Origin of the sequence: Sphingobium sp. PNB (genome assembly GCF_019873065.1) — a bacterium.
GTDB classification, from domain to species: Bacteria; Pseudomonadota; Alphaproteobacteria; order Sphingomonadales; family Sphingomonadaceae; genus Sphingobium; species Sphingobium fuliginis.
On record NZ_JAINEZ010000039.1, the window covers coordinates 29,281 to 45,362 of the forward strand.

21 protein-coding genes and 1 tRNA gene are annotated in these 16,082 nt (G+C 62.6%); 14 read left to right on the forward strand and 8 right to left on the reverse strand.

The genetic code is table 11. The features are described 5' to 3' along the window. Window positions 1-51: 51 nt before the first annotated feature. From K7W03_RS14440 to K7W03_RS14465, 6 genes are all read left to right on the forward strand, one after another. A complete protein-coding gene (locus K7W03_RS14440) occupies window positions 52-867 on the forward strand; it encodes a class I SAM-dependent methyltransferase (protein WP_222886634.1) in 816 nt (271 codons plus the stop codon). Between the two features lie 173 nt (window positions 868-1,040). Then, entirely contained in the window at window positions 1,041-1,370 is a 330-nt protein-coding gene (locus K7W03_RS14445) for a hypothetical protein (protein ID WP_222886635.1), read from the forward strand. Then, on the forward strand, window positions 1,367-1,909 hold the full coding sequence (locus K7W03_RS14450) for a glycoside hydrolase family 108 protein (RefSeq protein ID WP_222886636.1): 543 nt from the start codon (window positions 1,367-1,369) through the stop codon (window positions 1,907-1,909). Before K7W03_RS14445 ends, K7W03_RS14450 begins: the two co-directional genes overlap by 4 nt. Then, a complete protein-coding gene (locus K7W03_RS14455) occupies window positions 1,906-2,103 on the forward strand; it encodes a hypothetical protein (RefSeq protein WP_222886637.1) in 198 nt (65 codons plus the stop codon). Before K7W03_RS14450 ends, K7W03_RS14455 begins: the two co-directional genes overlap by 4 nt. 88 nt (window positions 2,104-2,191) lie before the next feature. Next, the gene (locus K7W03_RS14460) at window positions 2,192-2,548 is read left to right on the forward strand and encodes a hypothetical protein (protein ID WP_222886638.1); all 357 of its coding nucleotides are present in this window, start codon (window positions 2,192-2,194) and stop codon (window positions 2,546-2,548) included. A gap of 233 nt (window positions 2,549-2,781) precedes the next feature. After that, entirely contained in the window at window positions 2,782-3,540 is a 759-nt protein-coding gene (locus tag K7W03_RS14465; RefSeq protein ID WP_222886639.1) for a hypothetical protein, read from the forward strand. An 82-nt stretch (window positions 3,541-3,622) separates the two neighbouring features. Here the strand turns inward: K7W03_RS14465 and K7W03_RS14470 are convergent, their stop codons facing one another. Continuing rightward, the gene (locus tag K7W03_RS14470) at window positions 3,623-3,877 is read right to left on the reverse strand and encodes a hypothetical protein (RefSeq protein WP_222886640.1); all 255 of its coding nucleotides are present in this window, start codon (window positions 3,875-3,877) and stop codon (window positions 3,623-3,625) included. 9 nt (window positions 3,878-3,886) lie between these two features. Next, on the reverse strand, window positions 3,887-4,159 hold the full coding sequence (locus K7W03_RS14475) for a hypothetical protein (protein ID WP_222886641.1): 273 nt from the start codon (window positions 4,157-4,159) through the stop codon (window positions 3,887-3,889). Between the two features lie 193 nt (window positions 4,160-4,352). Here K7W03_RS14475 and K7W03_RS14480 point away from each other — a divergent pair. Both K7W03_RS14480 and K7W03_RS14485 read left to right on the forward strand, forming a co-directional pair. Next, window positions 4,353-4,427 (forward strand) — tRNA-Thr (locus tag K7W03_RS14480). Between the two features lie 128 nt (window positions 4,428-4,555). Further along, window positions 4,556-4,948, forward strand: a complete 393-nt coding sequence (locus tag K7W03_RS14485) for a YkvA family protein (protein WP_140042940.1) — start codon at window positions 4,556-4,558, stop codon at window positions 4,946-4,948. Window positions 4,949-5,464: 516 nt separating this feature from the next. Here the strand turns inward: K7W03_RS14485 and K7W03_RS14490 are convergent. Next, complete coding sequence (locus K7W03_RS14490) at window positions 5,465-5,905, reverse strand: cupin domain-containing protein (protein ID WP_222886642.1); 441 nt, start codon at window positions 5,903-5,905, stop codon at window positions 5,465-5,467. 121 nt (window positions 5,906-6,026) lie between these two features. Between K7W03_RS14490 and K7W03_RS14495 the strand changes: the two genes are divergently transcribed. Further along, window positions 6,027-6,329 (forward strand): glycine zipper 2TM domain-containing protein, encoded by a 303-nt coding sequence (locus K7W03_RS14495; protein ID WP_025551246.1) that lies wholly within the window; start codon window positions 6,027-6,029, stop codon window positions 6,327-6,329. Window positions 6,330-6,397: 68 nt separating this feature from the next. Here K7W03_RS14495 and K7W03_RS14500 read toward each other — a convergent pair whose 3' ends face one another. Together K7W03_RS14500 and K7W03_RS14505 are read right to left on the reverse strand one after the other, a co-directional pair. Continuing rightward, window positions 6,398-6,676, reverse strand: a complete 279-nt coding sequence (locus tag K7W03_RS14500) for a hypothetical protein (RefSeq protein ID WP_222886648.1) — start codon at window positions 6,674-6,676, stop codon at window positions 6,398-6,400. A gap of 140 nt (window positions 6,677-6,816) precedes the next feature. After that, window positions 6,817-7,224, reverse strand: coding sequence for an EVE domain-containing protein (locus K7W03_RS14505; protein ID WP_222886643.1), 408 nt, complete (start codon window positions 7,222-7,224; stop codon window positions 6,817-6,819). A 106-nt stretch (window positions 7,225-7,330) separates the two neighbouring features. On the opposite strand from K7W03_RS14505, the gene K7W03_RS14510 reads away from it, so the two are divergent. Further along, window positions 7,331-8,275 (forward strand): isopenicillin N synthase family dioxygenase, encoded by a 945-nt coding sequence (locus tag K7W03_RS14510; RefSeq protein WP_222886644.1) that lies wholly within the window; start codon window positions 7,331-7,333, stop codon window positions 8,273-8,275. Window positions 8,276-8,320: 45 nt separating this feature from the next. Here K7W03_RS14510 and K7W03_RS14515 read toward each other — a convergent pair whose 3' ends face one another. Next, on the reverse strand, window positions 8,321-8,704 hold the full coding sequence (locus K7W03_RS14515; protein ID WP_025551250.1) for a dihydroneopterin aldolase: 384 nt from the start codon (window positions 8,702-8,704) through the stop codon (window positions 8,321-8,323). Window positions 8,705-8,855: 151 nt separating this feature from the next. On the opposite strand from K7W03_RS14515, the gene K7W03_RS14520 reads away from it, so the two are divergent. From K7W03_RS14520 to K7W03_RS14535, 4 genes are read left to right on the forward strand one after another with little or no spacing between them, the layout of a single operon-like run. Then, the gene (locus tag K7W03_RS14520) at window positions 8,856-9,350 is read left to right on the forward strand and encodes a GNAT family N-acetyltransferase (RefSeq protein ID WP_173676450.1); all 495 of its coding nucleotides are present in this window, start codon (window positions 8,856-8,858) and stop codon (window positions 9,348-9,350) included. A gap of 45 nt (window positions 9,351-9,395) precedes the next feature. After that, complete coding sequence (locus K7W03_RS14525) at window positions 9,396-9,962, forward strand: DUF1285 domain-containing protein (protein WP_044661985.1); 567 nt, start codon at window positions 9,396-9,398, stop codon at window positions 9,960-9,962. Further along, entirely contained in the window at window positions 9,959-10,570 is a 612-nt protein-coding gene (locus K7W03_RS14530; protein ID WP_222886645.1) for a CoA pyrophosphatase, read from the forward strand. Before K7W03_RS14525 ends, K7W03_RS14530 begins: the two co-directional genes overlap by 4 nt. Further along, the gene (locus K7W03_RS14535) at window positions 10,551-11,762 is read left to right on the forward strand and encodes a CCA tRNA nucleotidyltransferase (protein WP_222886646.1); all 1,212 of its coding nucleotides are present in this window, start codon (window positions 10,551-10,553) and stop codon (window positions 11,760-11,762) included. Before K7W03_RS14530 ends, K7W03_RS14535 begins: the two co-directional genes overlap by 20 nt. Here K7W03_RS14535 and K7W03_RS14540 read toward each other — a convergent pair. Next, on the reverse strand, window positions 11,726-13,468 hold the full coding sequence (locus K7W03_RS14540; RefSeq protein ID WP_413469337.1) for a putative bifunctional diguanylate cyclase/phosphodiesterase: 1,743 nt from the start codon (window positions 13,466-13,468) through the stop codon (window positions 11,726-11,728). The genes K7W03_RS14535 and K7W03_RS14540 overlap by 37 nt on opposite strands. A 93-nt stretch (window positions 13,469-13,561) precedes the next feature. Further along, window positions 13,562-15,850, reverse strand: coding sequence for a DNA topoisomerase IV subunit A (gene parC / locus K7W03_RS14545; protein ID WP_222886647.1), 2,289 nt, complete (start codon window positions 15,848-15,850; stop codon window positions 13,562-13,564). Window positions 15,851-16,082 lie beyond the last annotated feature (232 nt).

Consider the following 16,082-nt stretch of genomic DNA (forward strand, 5'->3'; position numbering starts at 1 on the left):
AACGGCTGCATCTGCTGCGGAGGTCAGGCGCTGGACGGCGAGCATACTGTGGTGTCGCCCTATCTGGCATTTAAGGCGTTCGGGACCGGCCCCCAGCCATGCATGATGTATCGCTGCATCGAATGTGATGTTCGTTTCTATGATCGCGGCCTCAGCGAAACGGAGAGCGATGCCTATTATAGCGCATACCGCGATGAAACATACTTTGTAGAACGCAATCGCTTCGAGCCATTTTATACCAGGGCGGTTCACGATGGTCTCACGGAACACATGAGTTCGGAAGAACGCCGCGTTCACCTGGCGAAGCTATTGGGTGACCGATCTTTCGAAACGGTAATAGATTTTGGTGGCGGCGACGGCTCGATGATTTCGAGCCTCCCAGCCACAAAACGGGTTTCCTTCGATCCCTCCAATGTCCCTGCGCGACCCGGCGTGGAAATCATTAAGGAGCGGAATGCGCTTCCATCGGAGGTTGACCTGATCACCTGTGCCCAGGTGTTGGAACACGTGACCGATCCGGCAGCGATGGTGAAAGATATGCTGTCACTGCTTCGCGCTGGCGGCTATTTGTATCTTGAAGTGCCGGACCAGCTATGGACGCGCATCACTCCAATGCGGCCAGGAAATCGCTTTGTCTCCTGGCTATCCCGGAACCCGAAACTACTTCTTCTTGCCGATATTTACTCGACGGCATTTCGGGTAAAATTGGGAATGCTGCCACCATTCGGGTTCGTCCCCATGCGCGAGCATATCAACTTTTTTTCGGCCGCATCGCTGCGGGCGATTGTCGATGGCATGGGGCTTCTGGTCGCTGCTGAGGGGCGAACGGATGACCCATACTTCTACATCTTGGCACAGAAACCATAAGCGCACCGACGCCGGCGAAACTTGACCTGCTGTAACCGGCGACATTCCAACAAATTCGGATGCAATCAGGGCGCTTCGGCGCCCTTTTTCGTGCGCGATACTCATCTAGTTGGGGCTGCAAATGACCGCACCTGAATCTGCATCAAGGCACTGTTTTAGTGGGGATGTTATCCATGCCCGATGATCAATCCCTCACATTGGCGGTAGGACGCATGGAAGGACAAATGCGTGAGGTGGTTCATACGGTAAACAACCTCGCGCAGAAGTTCGAAGATCTAGCCAGGGCGGTTGATAGATCGGCCCACCTCCCCGCTGCGGTGGAGGAAAACAAGGCGGACATCGCGGCTCTGAACGTCCGCGTCACAGCGCTGGAAGCCATCGAAAACCAGCGCAAGGGCGCACTGTCCCTTGGTGCGGTCCTTATCAAGACGATCCCTTGGCTGATCCCTGCCGGGGTTCTTGGGGGTGTTGCTGCATTGGTTGGAAAGGCGGTGGGGCTGTGAACGTAGACGCACTCATTGACGATGTGATCCGTCGCGAAGGCGGATACAGTAATCATCCGGCAGATCGCGGCGGCCCCACGAACTACGGCATCACCGAACAGGTAGCGCGGGCATGGGGCTATTTTGGCGACATGAAGGCCCTGCCCCGCTCCGCTGCGGCTACGATCTACAAGAACCGCTACTGGAGCGGCCCTAAGTTCGATCAGGTCTCGGCCATCTGTCCGGCGATCGGTGATGAACTATTCGACACGGCGGTGAACATGGGGCCTGCGACTGCTGGGAAATTCCTCCAGCGGGCGCTCAACGTGCTGAACCGGGGGGCTACGGACTATCCCGACATCGGCACTGACGGGATGATCGGGCCGATGACCCTGCACGCCTTGGAAGGCTTCATGAAGAAGCGCGGGGCGGAAGGCGGGGAAGTGCTGCGCAAGGCGTTGGATGGCCTTCAGTGCGCCCGATATGTCGAACTGGCGGAGAAGAATGCCAGTCAAGAACAATTCGCATACGGCTGGATTGCCAACAGGATCGGGCAATGACCGCCAAAGACCTCCCCCGCGTCATCATCACCGCCGTGATCATGACTTATTTCGGCTACGCGCTGTTCAACCACTGGTCTGAAGGGCTGGAGGAGACGCTTAAGAACGTCGTCATGCTCGCGGTCGGCTTCTGGCTGGGTTCGTCCAAGGGCAGTTCCGATAAGGCCGCTACCATCGAGAGGATCAGCCAATGATGTTCGTCGCGGGCTTCTTCATGGGCGCCGGTTCGGTGGTCGGTATCCTGATCCTCGCCGCCTGCGCGATCTGGAAGGATTTGAGCGCGTGATCGCCCGCCTCATCGACAAGGCCCAATCGCTGGTCACTGGCATCAACCTGCAAATGGTTGCCTATGTCGTCGGCGCTAGTTTCATATGCTTCACGCTGGGATACTGCCAGGGGAAGAGCAACGCGAACGCGGCGAACGCGGCCAAGGTCGAACTGGCAGCCGAAAAGGTGAAACGCGCCGCCACGCAGGCGGAACTGGCTGCAACGCTGGCCGACATGACGCGGCAGGCGAAGACCAAGCAGGAAATCACCGAGCTACAGGAGATTGTCGATGAGGCTCAACCGGGCAATGATGCTGGCCCCGCTGTTGCTGGGGTGCTTGACCGCTTGCGGCGGCAAAGAGGTTTACGTTGAGCGTATCACACCGCCGAAAGAGCGCCTGACCTGTGCCGCTGAGCCTGCGCCTCCTGCCGGGAACAGCGACAAGGAAGTAGCGCAATTTCTGGTGGACGCGCTGAGCGCCGGCCGCGACTGTCGCAACGCGCTCGCATATTTACGTGACTTTTTCGAAGAATAGGTTAAGAATAACGGGGTCCACGTTGTTGCAACCAGCGTGAACCCCTTACCAGCAGCTAAGAGGTTTTAGCATGCCAGCTTCAATCGATATTACAGGCATCCGATATGGCAAGCTAGTAGCCATCCGAAGAATGCCAAAAATAGGCAGCCATACAAGGTGGCTCTTTGTATGTGATTGCGGCTCTAGCAAAGAAATTCGATTATCCCATGTGATAGCTGGATCAATTAAATCATGCGGATGCATCGTTAAGACGAGGGATGGGTGGTCGACAACTAGGATAATGCGCGTTTGGCGGGGCATGCATAAGCGCTGCACCGATCCAAAAGATCACCGTTATTCCAGGTACGGTGGAAGGGGAATTTCAGTTTGCGAAGAATGGTCTTCGTTTGATGTTTTCAAGGATTGGGCATTTGCTAATGGTTTTGATGAATCTCTGGAGATAGATCGGAAAGATAATTCATCGGGATACTCTCCAGAAAATTGTAGATTTGTTTCTCACGTGGAGAATACCAGAAATCGAGATATATCGAGGACCATTCAAATTAATGGCAATAATATCCATATAAATGAAGCCGCTTCACAATATGGTTTAACGCCAAGCGCTTTAATTTCTAGGATCGCAAGGGGGGATGACGTTGAACGGGCGATACGACCCCCGAGGTATAACGTTTTCTTTGGCGAAAGACTTTCTCTAGGAGCGGCGGAGAAGAAGTTTGGGATATCCCAATACACAATTGCTTACCGGATACGGAAAGGCATGACGCCAGATCAGGCGGTTAGCAACCCTCCCCAAAAGGGCAGGATCAAGGATTGGGCACAGCAGCCCTAATGCCCCACCCCATAAACGATAATCGCTATCCCCATAGCAGCAAGCATGAGAATGCCGCCTAGGAGGAAGCGGGTGGGGGCGGTCATTGCTGTTGTTCTATCAGGGCAGCGCGGATACGAATGGCTTTGTCGGAATACCTGTAAGTCCGCTGTTTGCTGCCGTACATGTTCCCGCCGACCAAATAGCCTGCCTGCTCAAGGGAAGCCATGGTTCGTCCTGCCGCGCCGATGTCAGCCGCAGCCCAGCCATAGGGATTGTTTCCGATCTTAAACATCTTGATCAACGCTGCCCGCTGCGATGTGGTCAGCCTGCTCACCTGTTCCTTACCGTCCATCATGAGGGCCTTTCATTCTCCGGGCTTCGCATAGGTAACAGCACATACGCAACGAGGCATGGCATGTTGCTGGAGATCGTGAAGCGTTGCGAGGGCTGAGCCTAGTGGTGAAAACTTATGCTCTAGAGGAAAATCCCGATCCTCCATTAACTGGTGCACCAGCCGGTCCAGAACGTCATATAGGTGCTCTGCATCGCTGGTCAGCGTGGCATTCGCCGCCCTCTCGCTATCCAGGGTGGTGATCGCCTCATGATACTCCCTGCCCTTCGCGGTCAGATGAGCCATAATCTCCTCCTGTGTGGCCAACAGGGAGCGCATTGCGCTGTTCTGGCGGCGCATTCCGGCCCGTTTTCATATGCGAACGACTCACGAACAGAATGTGCCACCTCATGTGCCACCCCTGACCGATTGCGGTCGCGTGATTCGCGTTTTCTGCGTTGACCGGAAATGCTGGCTTCTCTAGGGAAACCGCCACGTGGCCGGCTTAGCACAGCGGTAGTGCAGCGGTTTTGTAAACCGAAGGTCGGGGGTTCGATCCCCTCAGCCGGCACCATGACTTCCAGAACCGTTCATGCCGGGGTGAGGCCGGACGAAGCCGAAGTCCTCCTGTCGAAACATTCCGCACAGCCCGAACCGAACCGACAGGTTCTGATTCCACGCCACCTGCCCTATACTCGCCCGATGGCATATCGACGCCTGAAAAACTGGGCCCGCGCGCTGAAGGTCGACATCATGGCCCTGTGGCTCGCCGCTCGCGACAGGCGCACGCCCCCGGCCGCAAAGCTCGTCGCCGCCGCCGTCGCCGCCTTCGCGCTCAGCCCGGTCGACCTGATCCCGGACTTCATCCCGATCCTGGGCTATCTGGACGATCTCATCATCCTGCCGCTCGGCATCGCCCTGGCGATCCGCCTCATTCCCGCGCCGCTGATGGCGCAGTTCCGCACCGAAGCGCAACGCCTGTCGGACCGCCCCAAAAGCCGCACGGCAATGGCGGTCATCCTCCTGATCTGGCTGGCTTCGGGTCTGGCGCTGTCACTGTACGCCGCCCACTGGATCGCCCATCGCGCCCGCTGATCATGTTTCAGAGCGCGACCTGCGCAATCTGACGCAGCGCGCCCTGGCCCCAAAAACAAAATGGGGGCCGGCATTTCTGCCGGTCCCCACTTCCGTCGCGTCTCTCGATCCGCTTCTCTTTCAAGATGCGATCATCGGACTCGGCGTGCGATAGGTCCGCCTCAAAGGCTTTGCTATCGTGTCGGCTCCGTTTGCCCGGCCGGTCGGCCGTTCTCCCGCAGCCTGTCCTCTTTATTCGATGCCCGACGTTCACTTTCGCGCGTGCACGGCACCGTCTATTGAGAACCATCGGATTTCCGCATTTTCCTTCCGGTCCATGCTTCTTTCCCGACGCTCGAAAATTCCTTCAAGTCGCTGATTTCTCATCGACTTTGGCATCCAGATCGCTCTGTCTCCCGGTCTTTCCGATAAGAGGATGCTCTCACCAAAAGCGAGTCGCTCAAAGCGGAATCTTGCACCCTGAAGACCGCCTCCCGCTAAAGCTGTGGATAAGTGTGGATAATTTTTCCGCATGGTTCAGCCGCCCGGCGACCAGCCTGGCGGCGCCAGCGTGAAGCCGGAAAATTCAAAGCCCGGCACGACCACGCAACTGACCAGCGTCCATCCGCCCATCGGCCGCGCCGCCTGCCAATGATGGGCCGGGACCAGCCCTTGCGGCTGCTGCCCCGCCAGCACGTCCCCGCCCAGCAGCATGTCCCGTGCAGCCCCTCCTTCGTCCGCGATCGACAGGGTGAGCGGCGCCCCGGCATGCCAGAACCAGTGCTCGACGGCGTCGACCCGGTGCCAGTGCGAAGCCTGATGCGCCTCCAGCAGGAAATAGATCGCGGTCCCGCCTGCCCGTTCGCCCGCTCCGGCCGCCGCCCGCCAGCTTTCCCGAAACCATCCCCCCTCCGGATGCGGCGCAAGGTCGAGGAGGCGGATCAAAGCCCCCGCTGCCGCTTCATCGCAACCGTCCATCGCCCTGCCTCAAAATTTATGCCGGGAAAAACAACATGATGCGTCGTTGTCGCAGGTTCATGCAACCTCCATCAATATGCGCGGGTTGAACGATCAAAGCACGTCTTTTGGAGGAGAAAAAATGCGTAAAGCCCTTATGGCCATGGCCGCCGTCTCGCTGGCCATTCCCGCTTCGATGGCGATCCCGACGGATGGCGCCAACGCCCGCCGCCATTATCAATATCGCGAATGGCGCGGCCGCGACGGCCGCATGTACTGCCGCAAGTCCAACGGCACCACCGGCCTGATCGTCGGCGGCGTGGGCGGCGCTCTGGTCGGCCGCGCCATCGACACCCGCGGCGACCGCGCGACCGGCACGATCCTGGGCGCCGCCGGCGGCGCGCTGCTCGGCAAGGAAATCGACAGCAAGCGTCGCTGCCGCTGACAGGCGCGAAAAAGGGCGGCTTCCGATGGGAAGCCGCCCTTTTTTCATGTCTTCAAGACATTCAAGGCTTATTCGGCAGCCGCGCCGCGCGCCTCATCGACCTTGAAGGCCACCGACTGACCGCCGGAAACGCCCGACACGCGGCCATTCTTGACCGACAGGTTGAAGGCGACGGCGTCGGAATAGCGACGGCCCGAAATCACCTTGCCGGTCTTGGTGTCCTTGACGTCATACACATAGGTGTAGCCCTCGTGCGTGAACTTCTGCTTGGCAGCGTCTTCGGCATGGGCGGGAGCGTTGGCGGCGCCGGCGGCGAACAGGGCGGAAAGGACAAACTTGGACAGCATTCGCATGGGTAAACTCCTTGTGAATGCCGATCAAACACCTCTGGAATATTCTTTTCTGTTGATGCCGATTTATGGTGCGCCGCGCTAAAACGACAATCGCAAACAAAGGCGAAACGATTGCATTTCCCGCAACCGCCAACTCAATCCTTTGATAAATCAAGGATATGTTTGAATTCCGCCGCTGTCAGCGGGGACACGGAAAGGCGCGATTGGCGTATCATCACCATATTGGCCAGCTTCGGATCGGCCTTCATCGTCTTCAGCGTGACGGGCTTGGCGAACTTTTCCTTCGGCGCCACATGCACGGCCACCCACTTGCCTGTCCCGTCCGTGCTGTCGGGCGCGGCTTCCTCGACGATCTCCATGATGCCGACCGCCTCGACCCCGATATTGCTGTGGTAGAAGATCGCAAGATCGCCCTTGCGCATCGCCTTCATATGGCCTTGCGCGGCATGATTTCGCACCCCGTCCCACTCCGCCTTCCCCTTTGCGGCCAGATCGTCGTAGGAAAAGGCGTCGGGTTCCGATTTCATCAGCCAATAGTTCATGGCTTCTCCTTGCATCAGCCGCGAAGGACGATCAAGGATGCGCGCATGGCCCGGCGGCGCCAGGACGGCGCGCCTGGGCGGGTCCAGTTGAATTTCGGAGAATCACGTGTCGCAATCCCTGCTGGGACAAGTGCCTGTCCTGTCCTTGGGCAATATGGAAAGGGCCGACTTCGCCGCCGCCTTCGGCGGCTCCTTCCAGCGCTTCGGCTTCGCCATGGTGAAGGACCATGGCATGGACCCGGCGCTGATCGACCGGGGCTGGGCGCTCGCCCGCCGCTTCTTCGCCCTGCCGGAGGAGGCAAAGCGCCGCTACGACGCCCGATATAATGGCGGCCAGCGCGGCTACACCGCCTTCGGCGTGGAAATCGCCAAGGGCGCGAGCGAGAACGACCTCAAGGAATTCTGGCATGTCGGTCGCGACCTGCCCGAAGGCGATCCGCTGGCGCAAAGCATGCCGCCCAATGTCTGGCCGGACGAGCTGCCGGAATTCCATGAGACGTTCACGCGCCTCTATGCCGAATTCGACCGCGTCGGCGCCGAACTGCTGTCCGCCATCGCCCTATATCTGGGGCTGGAGGAGCGCTGGTTCGACAAGCCCATCGAAAACGGCAATTCGATCCTGCGCCTGCTCCATTATCCGCCCGTCTCGCCGGAAGCGCCGGGCATCCGCGCCGGCGCGCATGAGGACATCAACCTCATCACCCTGCTGCTGGGCGCCGAGGAAGGCGGGCTGGAACTCAGGGACCGGGACGGCAACTGGCTGCCCGTGCTTCCGCCGCCGGGCGCGCTCGCCATCAATGTGGGCGACATGCTCCAGCGGCTGACCAACCATCGCCTGCCCTCGACCAGCCACCGCGTCGTCAACCCGCCGCCGGAACGGCGCGGCCATTCGCGCTATTCCATGCCCTTCTTCCTGCACCTGCGGCCGGACTTCCTGATCGACGCCCTGCCCCAATGCGTCGATGCGGCGCATCCCCGCCGCGACCCGCCCATAACCGCGCACGACTATCTGACCGAACGGCTGCGGGAAATCGGCCTGATCAAGGGGTAGCGACGGGAATGACGGGCGATCGGTTCCGATCGCCCGGAAACCGCCCTATCTCCGCCCGCGCCCCATGGTGATCCCGATCTCCTCGCCCTTCTCGCTGAGGGCGAGCTTCACGATCTTCACCTCGACATGGGTCACCTTGTCGTCCTGGAGGAAGATCGTCTCGATGATATGATCGGCCACCGCCTCGATCAGCGTGAAATGCTGTCCTTCCGGCAGGGCCGCGGTCGCGGCATGTTTCAGGTCCATGTAATTTTTCGACCGGGACAGCGGCGTGTCGGGATCGTAATGGTCCGCGATCTTCAGCCGCGCCCTGATCGATATGCGCAGCGGTTGCGGCAGGTGCGTCTCCTCCGAATAGATGCCGGTCAGGACATCCACGTCCAGATTATTCACCTCCAACGTCAGGAAATCGTCAAATCCGCTGTTCATAGCTCGCCACATTCAGGCCGTCCCTGCCGCGGGCCGGCCCCAGTTTAGACTTTTATTTTGCGAGCCACGCGCTAAAGCCCGCCGCTCTCGGCGCGTCCATGCGCCATTGAGGACGGATCGGCAAGACGTGTCTGTGATAGTGCCCCTCAACATGATGTCGCGGAACGCGGTCGAGCAACTGCTTGACGCGGCCTTCGGCCCTGACCGGCACGGTCGCACCGCCTATCTGATTCGCGACGGCATGCCCTGGCTGCCCGAACTCTCCTTCGGCATGCGGGATGGGGAGGGCAGGCTCATCGGCTCCCTGCAAAGCTGGCCCGTCGCGCTCGCCCATGAAGACGGCAGCCGGACGCCGCTCATCATGGTCGGCCCCGTCGCGGTGGACCCCGCGGTGCAGGGCGCCGGCCACGGCCGCGCCCTGATGGACGCGGTCGTCGCGGCCGCCCGCGCGCGGCGAAGCGATCCGCTGATGATGATCGGCGATCCGGAATATTATGGCCGCTTCTGGGGCTTTTCGGCCGAAGGCACCGGCGGCTGGGACTGCCCCGGCCCGTTCGAGCCGCGCCGCCTGCTGGCGCTGTCGGTCGACGGTAGGCCGATAGGCGGCACGGGCATGCTGGGTCCGCGCGCCACCGTCCGCGCCTGAAATTTCCCTTTTGCCTTCGCGCCCAAGCGCCCCTATCTCGGCCCCATGCCGATGGAGCCGCCCCCCGATCTTTCCAGCCTGTCCCTCAGCGATGTCGCGCGCCTGCTGGCGGAAAAGCGCCTTCCGCCCGTGGAGAAGTGGAACCCCGACCATTGCGGCGACAGCGACATGCGCATCGCCCGCGACGGCACCTGGTTCCATCAGGGCTCTCCCATCGGCCGCGAAGCCATGGTCCGCCTCTTCTCCACCATCCTGCGCCGCGAACCCGACGGCAGCCACGTCCTGGTCACGCCCGTAGAGAAACTCTCGATCGAGGTGGAGGATGCACCCTTCATCGCCGTCGAGCTCAAGAGCGAAGGCGAAGGCCGGGCGCGCAACCTCGCCTTCCGGCTCAACACGGGCGACCTGGTCGCCGCCGGCCCGGACAACGCCCTTGTCCTGCGCGAAACGCCGGACGGGCCGCATCCCTATCTCCATGTCCGCGGCGGGCTGGAGGCGCTGATCGCCCGCAGCGTCTATTATGAACTGATGAACCTGGCGCTGGACGAAGGCGCCCAACCCATCGGCCTCTGGAGCAACGGCGCCTTCTTCGCGCTGGACGGATCGGCATGACCCTGGCGGAACGGCTGCGGACCGCCCTCAGGCAGGGGCATGAGCGGGAGGTCGGCCTGATACCCTCCGACACCCGCGACCCCCGGATCGACGGCGACATCCTGCTCTCGCCCGCGGCCGTGCTGGTCGCGATCACCGACCGTCCCGAACCCGGACTGATCCTGACCCAGCGCTCCGCCGGACTGCGCCAGCATGCCGGACAGGTCGCCTTCCCCGGCGGGCGGGTCGACGACGACGATCCAGACGAAATCGCCGGCGCCCTGCGCGAAGCGCAGGAGGAGATCGGCCTCCCTCCCGGCCTCGTCGACATCATCGGCACGTCGGACCGCTATCACACCTTCACCGGCTTCGACATCGTCCCCGTGCTCGGCGTGATCCCGCCCGACCTTCCCCTCTCCCCCCGCGAAGCGGAGGTGGCGGAGCTGTTCGAACTTCCCCTCTCCTTCGCCCTCAATCCTGCCAACCGGATCAGGAAATCGATAGATTATCAGGGTGTTGAAAGGCATTATTACGAAATATTCTGGGAAGGACGCCGCATCTGGGGCATCACCGCCGCGATTCTCGCCAATCTGTCGCGCAGGCTAGGCCATGACCAGCCTGCTACCTGACGCCGACTGGCGCCATCGCCCCGGCCTGGACGCGCTGCTGAGGGCGCTCGGCGCGGAACAGGGCCTCGCCCGCTTCGTAGGCGGCGCCGTTCGCGACGGCCTTCTGGGCCTGCCGGTCAACGACCTGGACATCGCCACCGTGCTGGAGCCGCAGCCCGTCATCGACCGTCTCAGGGCCGCGGGTATAAAGGCCGTCCCCACCGGCATCGACCATGGCACGATCACGGCGGTGATCAACGGCTGGCCGGTGGAGATCACGACCCTCCGCCGCGACGTCAGCACGGACGGCCGCCGCGCCACCATCGCCTATACCGACGACTGGCGCGAAGACGCCGCCCGGCGCGATTTCACGATCAACGCGCTCTATGCCGACCCCCTCACCCACGCCATCACGGACTTCTTCGGCGGCGTCGCCGATCTCCGCGCGCATCGCGTCCGCTTCATCGGAGAGGCAAGCGCCCGCATCGCGGAGGATCATCTCCGCATCCTGCGCTATTTCCGTTTCCTCGCGCGCTTCGGCCATGACGAACCGGATGTGGAGGCCTATGCCGCCTGCCGCGACGCCGCCAACAGCCTGATGGCCCTTTCGCGCGAACGCATTGCGGACGAACTGCTCAAACTGCTCGCCCTGCCCGGGCCGCTCGCCTCGCTCCGGCTCATGGTCGACGGCGGCATATTGCTGCCCGTCCTGCCGGAGGTCGACCATGACGGACTGGCCCGCCTGTCCATGCTGATCGAGCGGGAGGCCGCCTCCGGCACCGCTCCTGCGGCCCTGCGCCGCCTGGCGGCCCTGCTTCCACCGGACCCGCGCGCCGCCGATCAGGTGGGCGCCCGGCTCAAATTGTCCAACAAGGCCCGCAAGCGCCTGACCGCCGCGCTGGAAGGCGCCGCCACCGGCGCGACCCCCCGCGCCCTCGCCTTCCGGATCGGCGTGGAAGGGGCCATCGACCGTATCCTGATCGATCCCTCGGCTCCGCTCGACGGCCTGAAGATGCTCGCGGACTGGGCCCCGCCGCGCCTGCCGCTGGGCGGCGGCGCCCTGATCGCGCGGGGCCTTCAGCCCGGCCCGGACGTGGCGAAGGCGCTGGCCGAGGTTCAGGACATCTGGGTGGCGGAGGATTTTCCCGACGCAGCCCGCGTCTCGGAAATCGCGGATCAGACCGTTTCGAAATTCCAGCGCGCCCGCCAATAGTCATAGGCATCGCCCTCCGCCATCGGCCGCGCGAAATAATAGCCCTGCCCCTGCCAGCACCCCAGATTCTGCAACGCATGGGCCAGTTGCTGCGTCTCGATCCCCTCGGCCGTGACATGCAGCCCCAGCGATTCGGCCAGCGACAGGATGGTGCGCACCATGATCTCCTTGTCCCGGTCCTCCAGCATGGATGTCACGAAACTGCGGTCGATCTTCAATATGTCGATGGGCAGGCTGTGCAGGCTCGCCAGGTTGGAATAGCCGGTGCCGAAATCGTCCATGGCGATCGGCATGTGCAGGTCCTTGAGCGCGAACAACAGCTTCCGCGCCTTTTCGGGGTCCGCCACGATGGCGCTTTCGGTCAGTTCCGCTGTCAGCCGCTTGCCCGAAATGCCCGCATAGCGCAGCGCTTCCTCGAACATGGATGCGACATCGTCCCGCGCCATCTGGATCGGGGAAAGGTTCACATTGACGCCCACCGGCAACGCCTGGCCGAATTTCGCATCCCACCGGCTGAGCGCCTGCGCCGCCTCATAGGCCGCCCAGCGGCCCAGCGGCGTGATCAGTCCGCTTTCCTCCGCCACGGCGATGAACTCGGCGGGCGACACATGGCCCAGTTCTTCATCCTCCCACCGCGCCAGCGCCTCGAAGCCGGTGATTTCACCCGTCTGCAGGTGGATCAGCGGCTGGAAGGCCAGCGTCAGCCCTCCCTGGGCCAGCGCATCGCGCAGCCGGCTCTCGACGGAAAATCGCCGCTGCGCCTCCTTCAGCACGCCATTGCGGTAGATTTCCACCTTGCCGCTGCGCTTGGCGATCTTCACCGCGGCCTGCGCCTTGCGCACCACATCCTCGGGGTCTTCGGTCAAGCTGGTCGACAGGGCGCAGCCGATCGCGCAATCTACCCGGATTTGCAGATCGCTCAGCCTGATCGGATAGCTGAGCGAGTCCCGGATGCGCTGAACGATATGAAGGGCGTCCGACAAACCATTGTTAAGCCTGGCGAAAATCGCAAAGTCGTTGCCGCCGATGCGCGCCAGCACATCGCCCTGCCGCAGGCTGGACTTCAACCGCTTGGCCACCGTGATCAGCAACTCGTCGCCGGCCATCGGGCCCAGGGATTCATTGACCCGGCTGAACCGGCTCAGATCGATGGCGAGGATGCCGAACTGCGCATTGTCCGGCCAGGGCGTGTTGGTCAGCCGGTCCTCGATCTCCTCGCCAAATCCCGTGCGGTTGGGAAGCGCGGTCAGGCCGTCGGACAATAATTCCCGCCGCAGGTTCTTCTCGATGGTCCGGTCGCTCGTCCGGTCGAGGGCGGTGAACAGGAACAGATTGGGTTCGCCATCCGGTTCGGGCAGCCGCCCGACGGTGCAGTAGAAATATTCGGGCCCCAACATGCCGTCGCGGCGCAATTCGAAACCTTCCGAATCGCGCCCGGACAGGACGCTCTGCACGATCCGCCTGCGCCATTCGGCCGCATGGGGCCGTTCGGCTTCGCCCGGGTTGCTGCAGGTGAAGCAGTTTCCGAACGGCGCATTGGTCGCCACCATGGACAACCTATTGTCTTCGAAGGAGAATGCAGCCGCCGGATAAGGCAGCGCAGCCAGCCAGTCCGCTATCGCCACGCGATGGGAAAGATGCGCGTCATCCTGCCCCAGAAGGAGCTGGATGTCCGGCATTTCGGTCGGCCGATCACGCATCGACATGGCTTCCATAGGCCCGGCGATAGGCCCAAAGGGTAAATTTTCGGGAAACGACATTCCCGATTCCAGCGCGATAGTAACGAAAAAATCAGCTTCTCAGAACCGGTTATCGCGCGGGAAGCCCGTGGGCGGCATGCGCCCGGCCGCGCCCCTGGCTACGCGCCATGGCGTCATGTCGGCTTCCGTGCGCACCCGCCCCGTTCCTCCACCCATGGCCCAGCTCAGCCCGTCGGACAGGCGGAAGGCGATGGCATCGGACAGCCCGCCGTCGCGATAGCGCTGCATCTGCACGCCCTGACCGCGCGCCATGCGCGGCATTTCAGTGAGCGAGAAGACCAGCAGCTTGCGGTTTTCGCCCATCACGGCGACGCTGTCCGCCTCCGGCGCGATGGGATGCACGACGCTCAGCTTCGCGCCGGTCCGCACATTGACGACCTGCTTGCCCTTGCGCGTTTCGGCGATCACATCCGCCACCGCCGCCACGAAGCCGCGCCCGTCCGAGGATGCAAGCAGCAGTTCGCCACCCGCCCGCGCAGGCAGCAGGGCGACGATATTGCCGGTGCCGTCCATGTCGACCAGCGACCGGACCGGATCGCCAAAGCCGCGCCCGCCGGGCAGCTTGTCCGCGCCCAGCGTGAAGACGCGCCCGGTCTCCGTCGCCAGCAGCAGCTTGTCGGTGGTCTGCGCGTGGAAGGCGATCATCGGACCGTCGCCTTCCTTGAATTTCAGCGTGTCCGCCGAAGCAAGGTCGCGATGCCCGCTCATCGCCCTGATCCATCCGCGCTCGGACAGGATCACGGTGATCGGCTCTTTCTCGATCATCGCCTCCAGCGGGATTTCCCGCGCCGGCGTCGCCTCCTCGACCAGCGTGCGCCGCCGGCCGAAATCGCTCTCGGGCGAATAGCGCTTGCGAAGGTCCGCCAGGTCCTTCTTCAGCCGCGTCCGCTGCCGCGCCGGGCTTTCCACCAGCTTTGTCAGCTCGTCGCGTTCCTTCAGCAGTTCCGAATGCTCGCGCCGCAGCTCCATCTCCTCCAGCTTGCGCAGGGACCGCAGCCGCATGTTCAGGATCGCCTCGGCCTGCCGGTCGTTCAGGCCGAACTCGGCCATCATCACCTCTTTCGGCTCATCCTCGGTCCGGATGATCTCGATCACCCGGTCAAGGTTCAGATAGGCGATGATATAGCCGTCCAGCAGCTCCAGCCGCGCCGCGATCTTGTCCAGCCGGTGCTGGGCGCGCTTCACCAGCACGTCGATCTGGTGCTTCAGCCATTCGACGAGGACCGCCTTCAGCCCCAGCACCCTTGGCGTGCGCGTCGCGTCCAGCACGTTCAGGTTCAGCGGAAAGCGGTTTTCCAGATCGGTCAGCCGGAACAGGCTGTCCATCAGCACGTCGGGGTCGACGGTGCGGGCGCGGGGTTCGATGACGATGCGGATCTCGGTGTCGCTCTCGTCGCGCACATCGGCCAGGATCGGCAGCTTCCTGTCGTTGATCAGCGCCGCGATCTGCTCGATCAGCTTGGACTTCTGCACCTGGAAGGGGATCTGCGTCACCACCGCGACCCATGTGCCCCGCCCGCCATCCTCCTTGTGCCAGCGGGCGCGGGTTCGAAACGATCCCCGCCCCGTCGCATAAGCCTCCGAAATGATGGAAGCGCTGTCCACCAGCACGCCGCCGGTCGGAAAGTCCGGACCGCGCACGATCTGCATCAGATCGGCATGCTCGGCGTCCGGATTGTCGATCAGCAGGCTGGCCGCATCGATCAGTTCGGCGACATTATGCGGCGGGATGCTGGTCGCCATGCCGACCGCGATGCCGGTGGCGCCATTGGCCAGCAGATTGGGGAACAGGCCGGGAAACACCTCCGGCTCCTGATCCTCGCCATTATAGGTCGGGCGGAATTCGACGGTGCCTTCGTCCAGCCCGGCCATCAGGTCGGCGGCGGCCTGCGTCAGCCGCGCCTCGGTATAGCGCATCGCCGCCGCATTATCGCCGTCGATATTGCCGAAATTGCCCTGCCCGTCGACCAGCGGCGTGCGCAGCGAGAAATCCTGCGCCAGACGCACCATGGCGTCATAGACCGACGCGTCGCCATGGGGGTGATATTTGCCGATGACGTCGCCGACGACGCGGGCGCATTTCTTGTACGGCGTGGTGTTGCGCGCCGGATTGGCGACCAGCACGTCGGGCGAGGCCCCGCCCGGCTCCATCCGCAGCAGCCGCATCGCCCAGAGCAGCCGCCGGTGCACCGGCTTCAGCCCGTCGCGCAAATCCGGCAACGACCGCGCCGTGATGGTGGAGAGCGCATAGACGAGGTAGCGCTGGGACAGCGCATCGTCGAACGGGTGATCCTTGATAGCGTCGAACGGGTCGCGAAATTCGGTCATCGCAACGGGGAATAGCAGCGCCGCGACAAAACGGAAACGGGGTTTAATCCCACCGTACTCCTGCGAAGGCACTCGAAGGAAACAAGTGGCTCATGAGAACCCGGTTCAGCTGTCGCCCTTTCACGCCAGGCAGCGTGGACAAATTCAAGACCCCCCAGACTGAGTGATCCGGGTGGTAATCGGACATTCCCCCTCCCGCAGGCGGGAGGGGGAATGTCCGATTACCACCCGG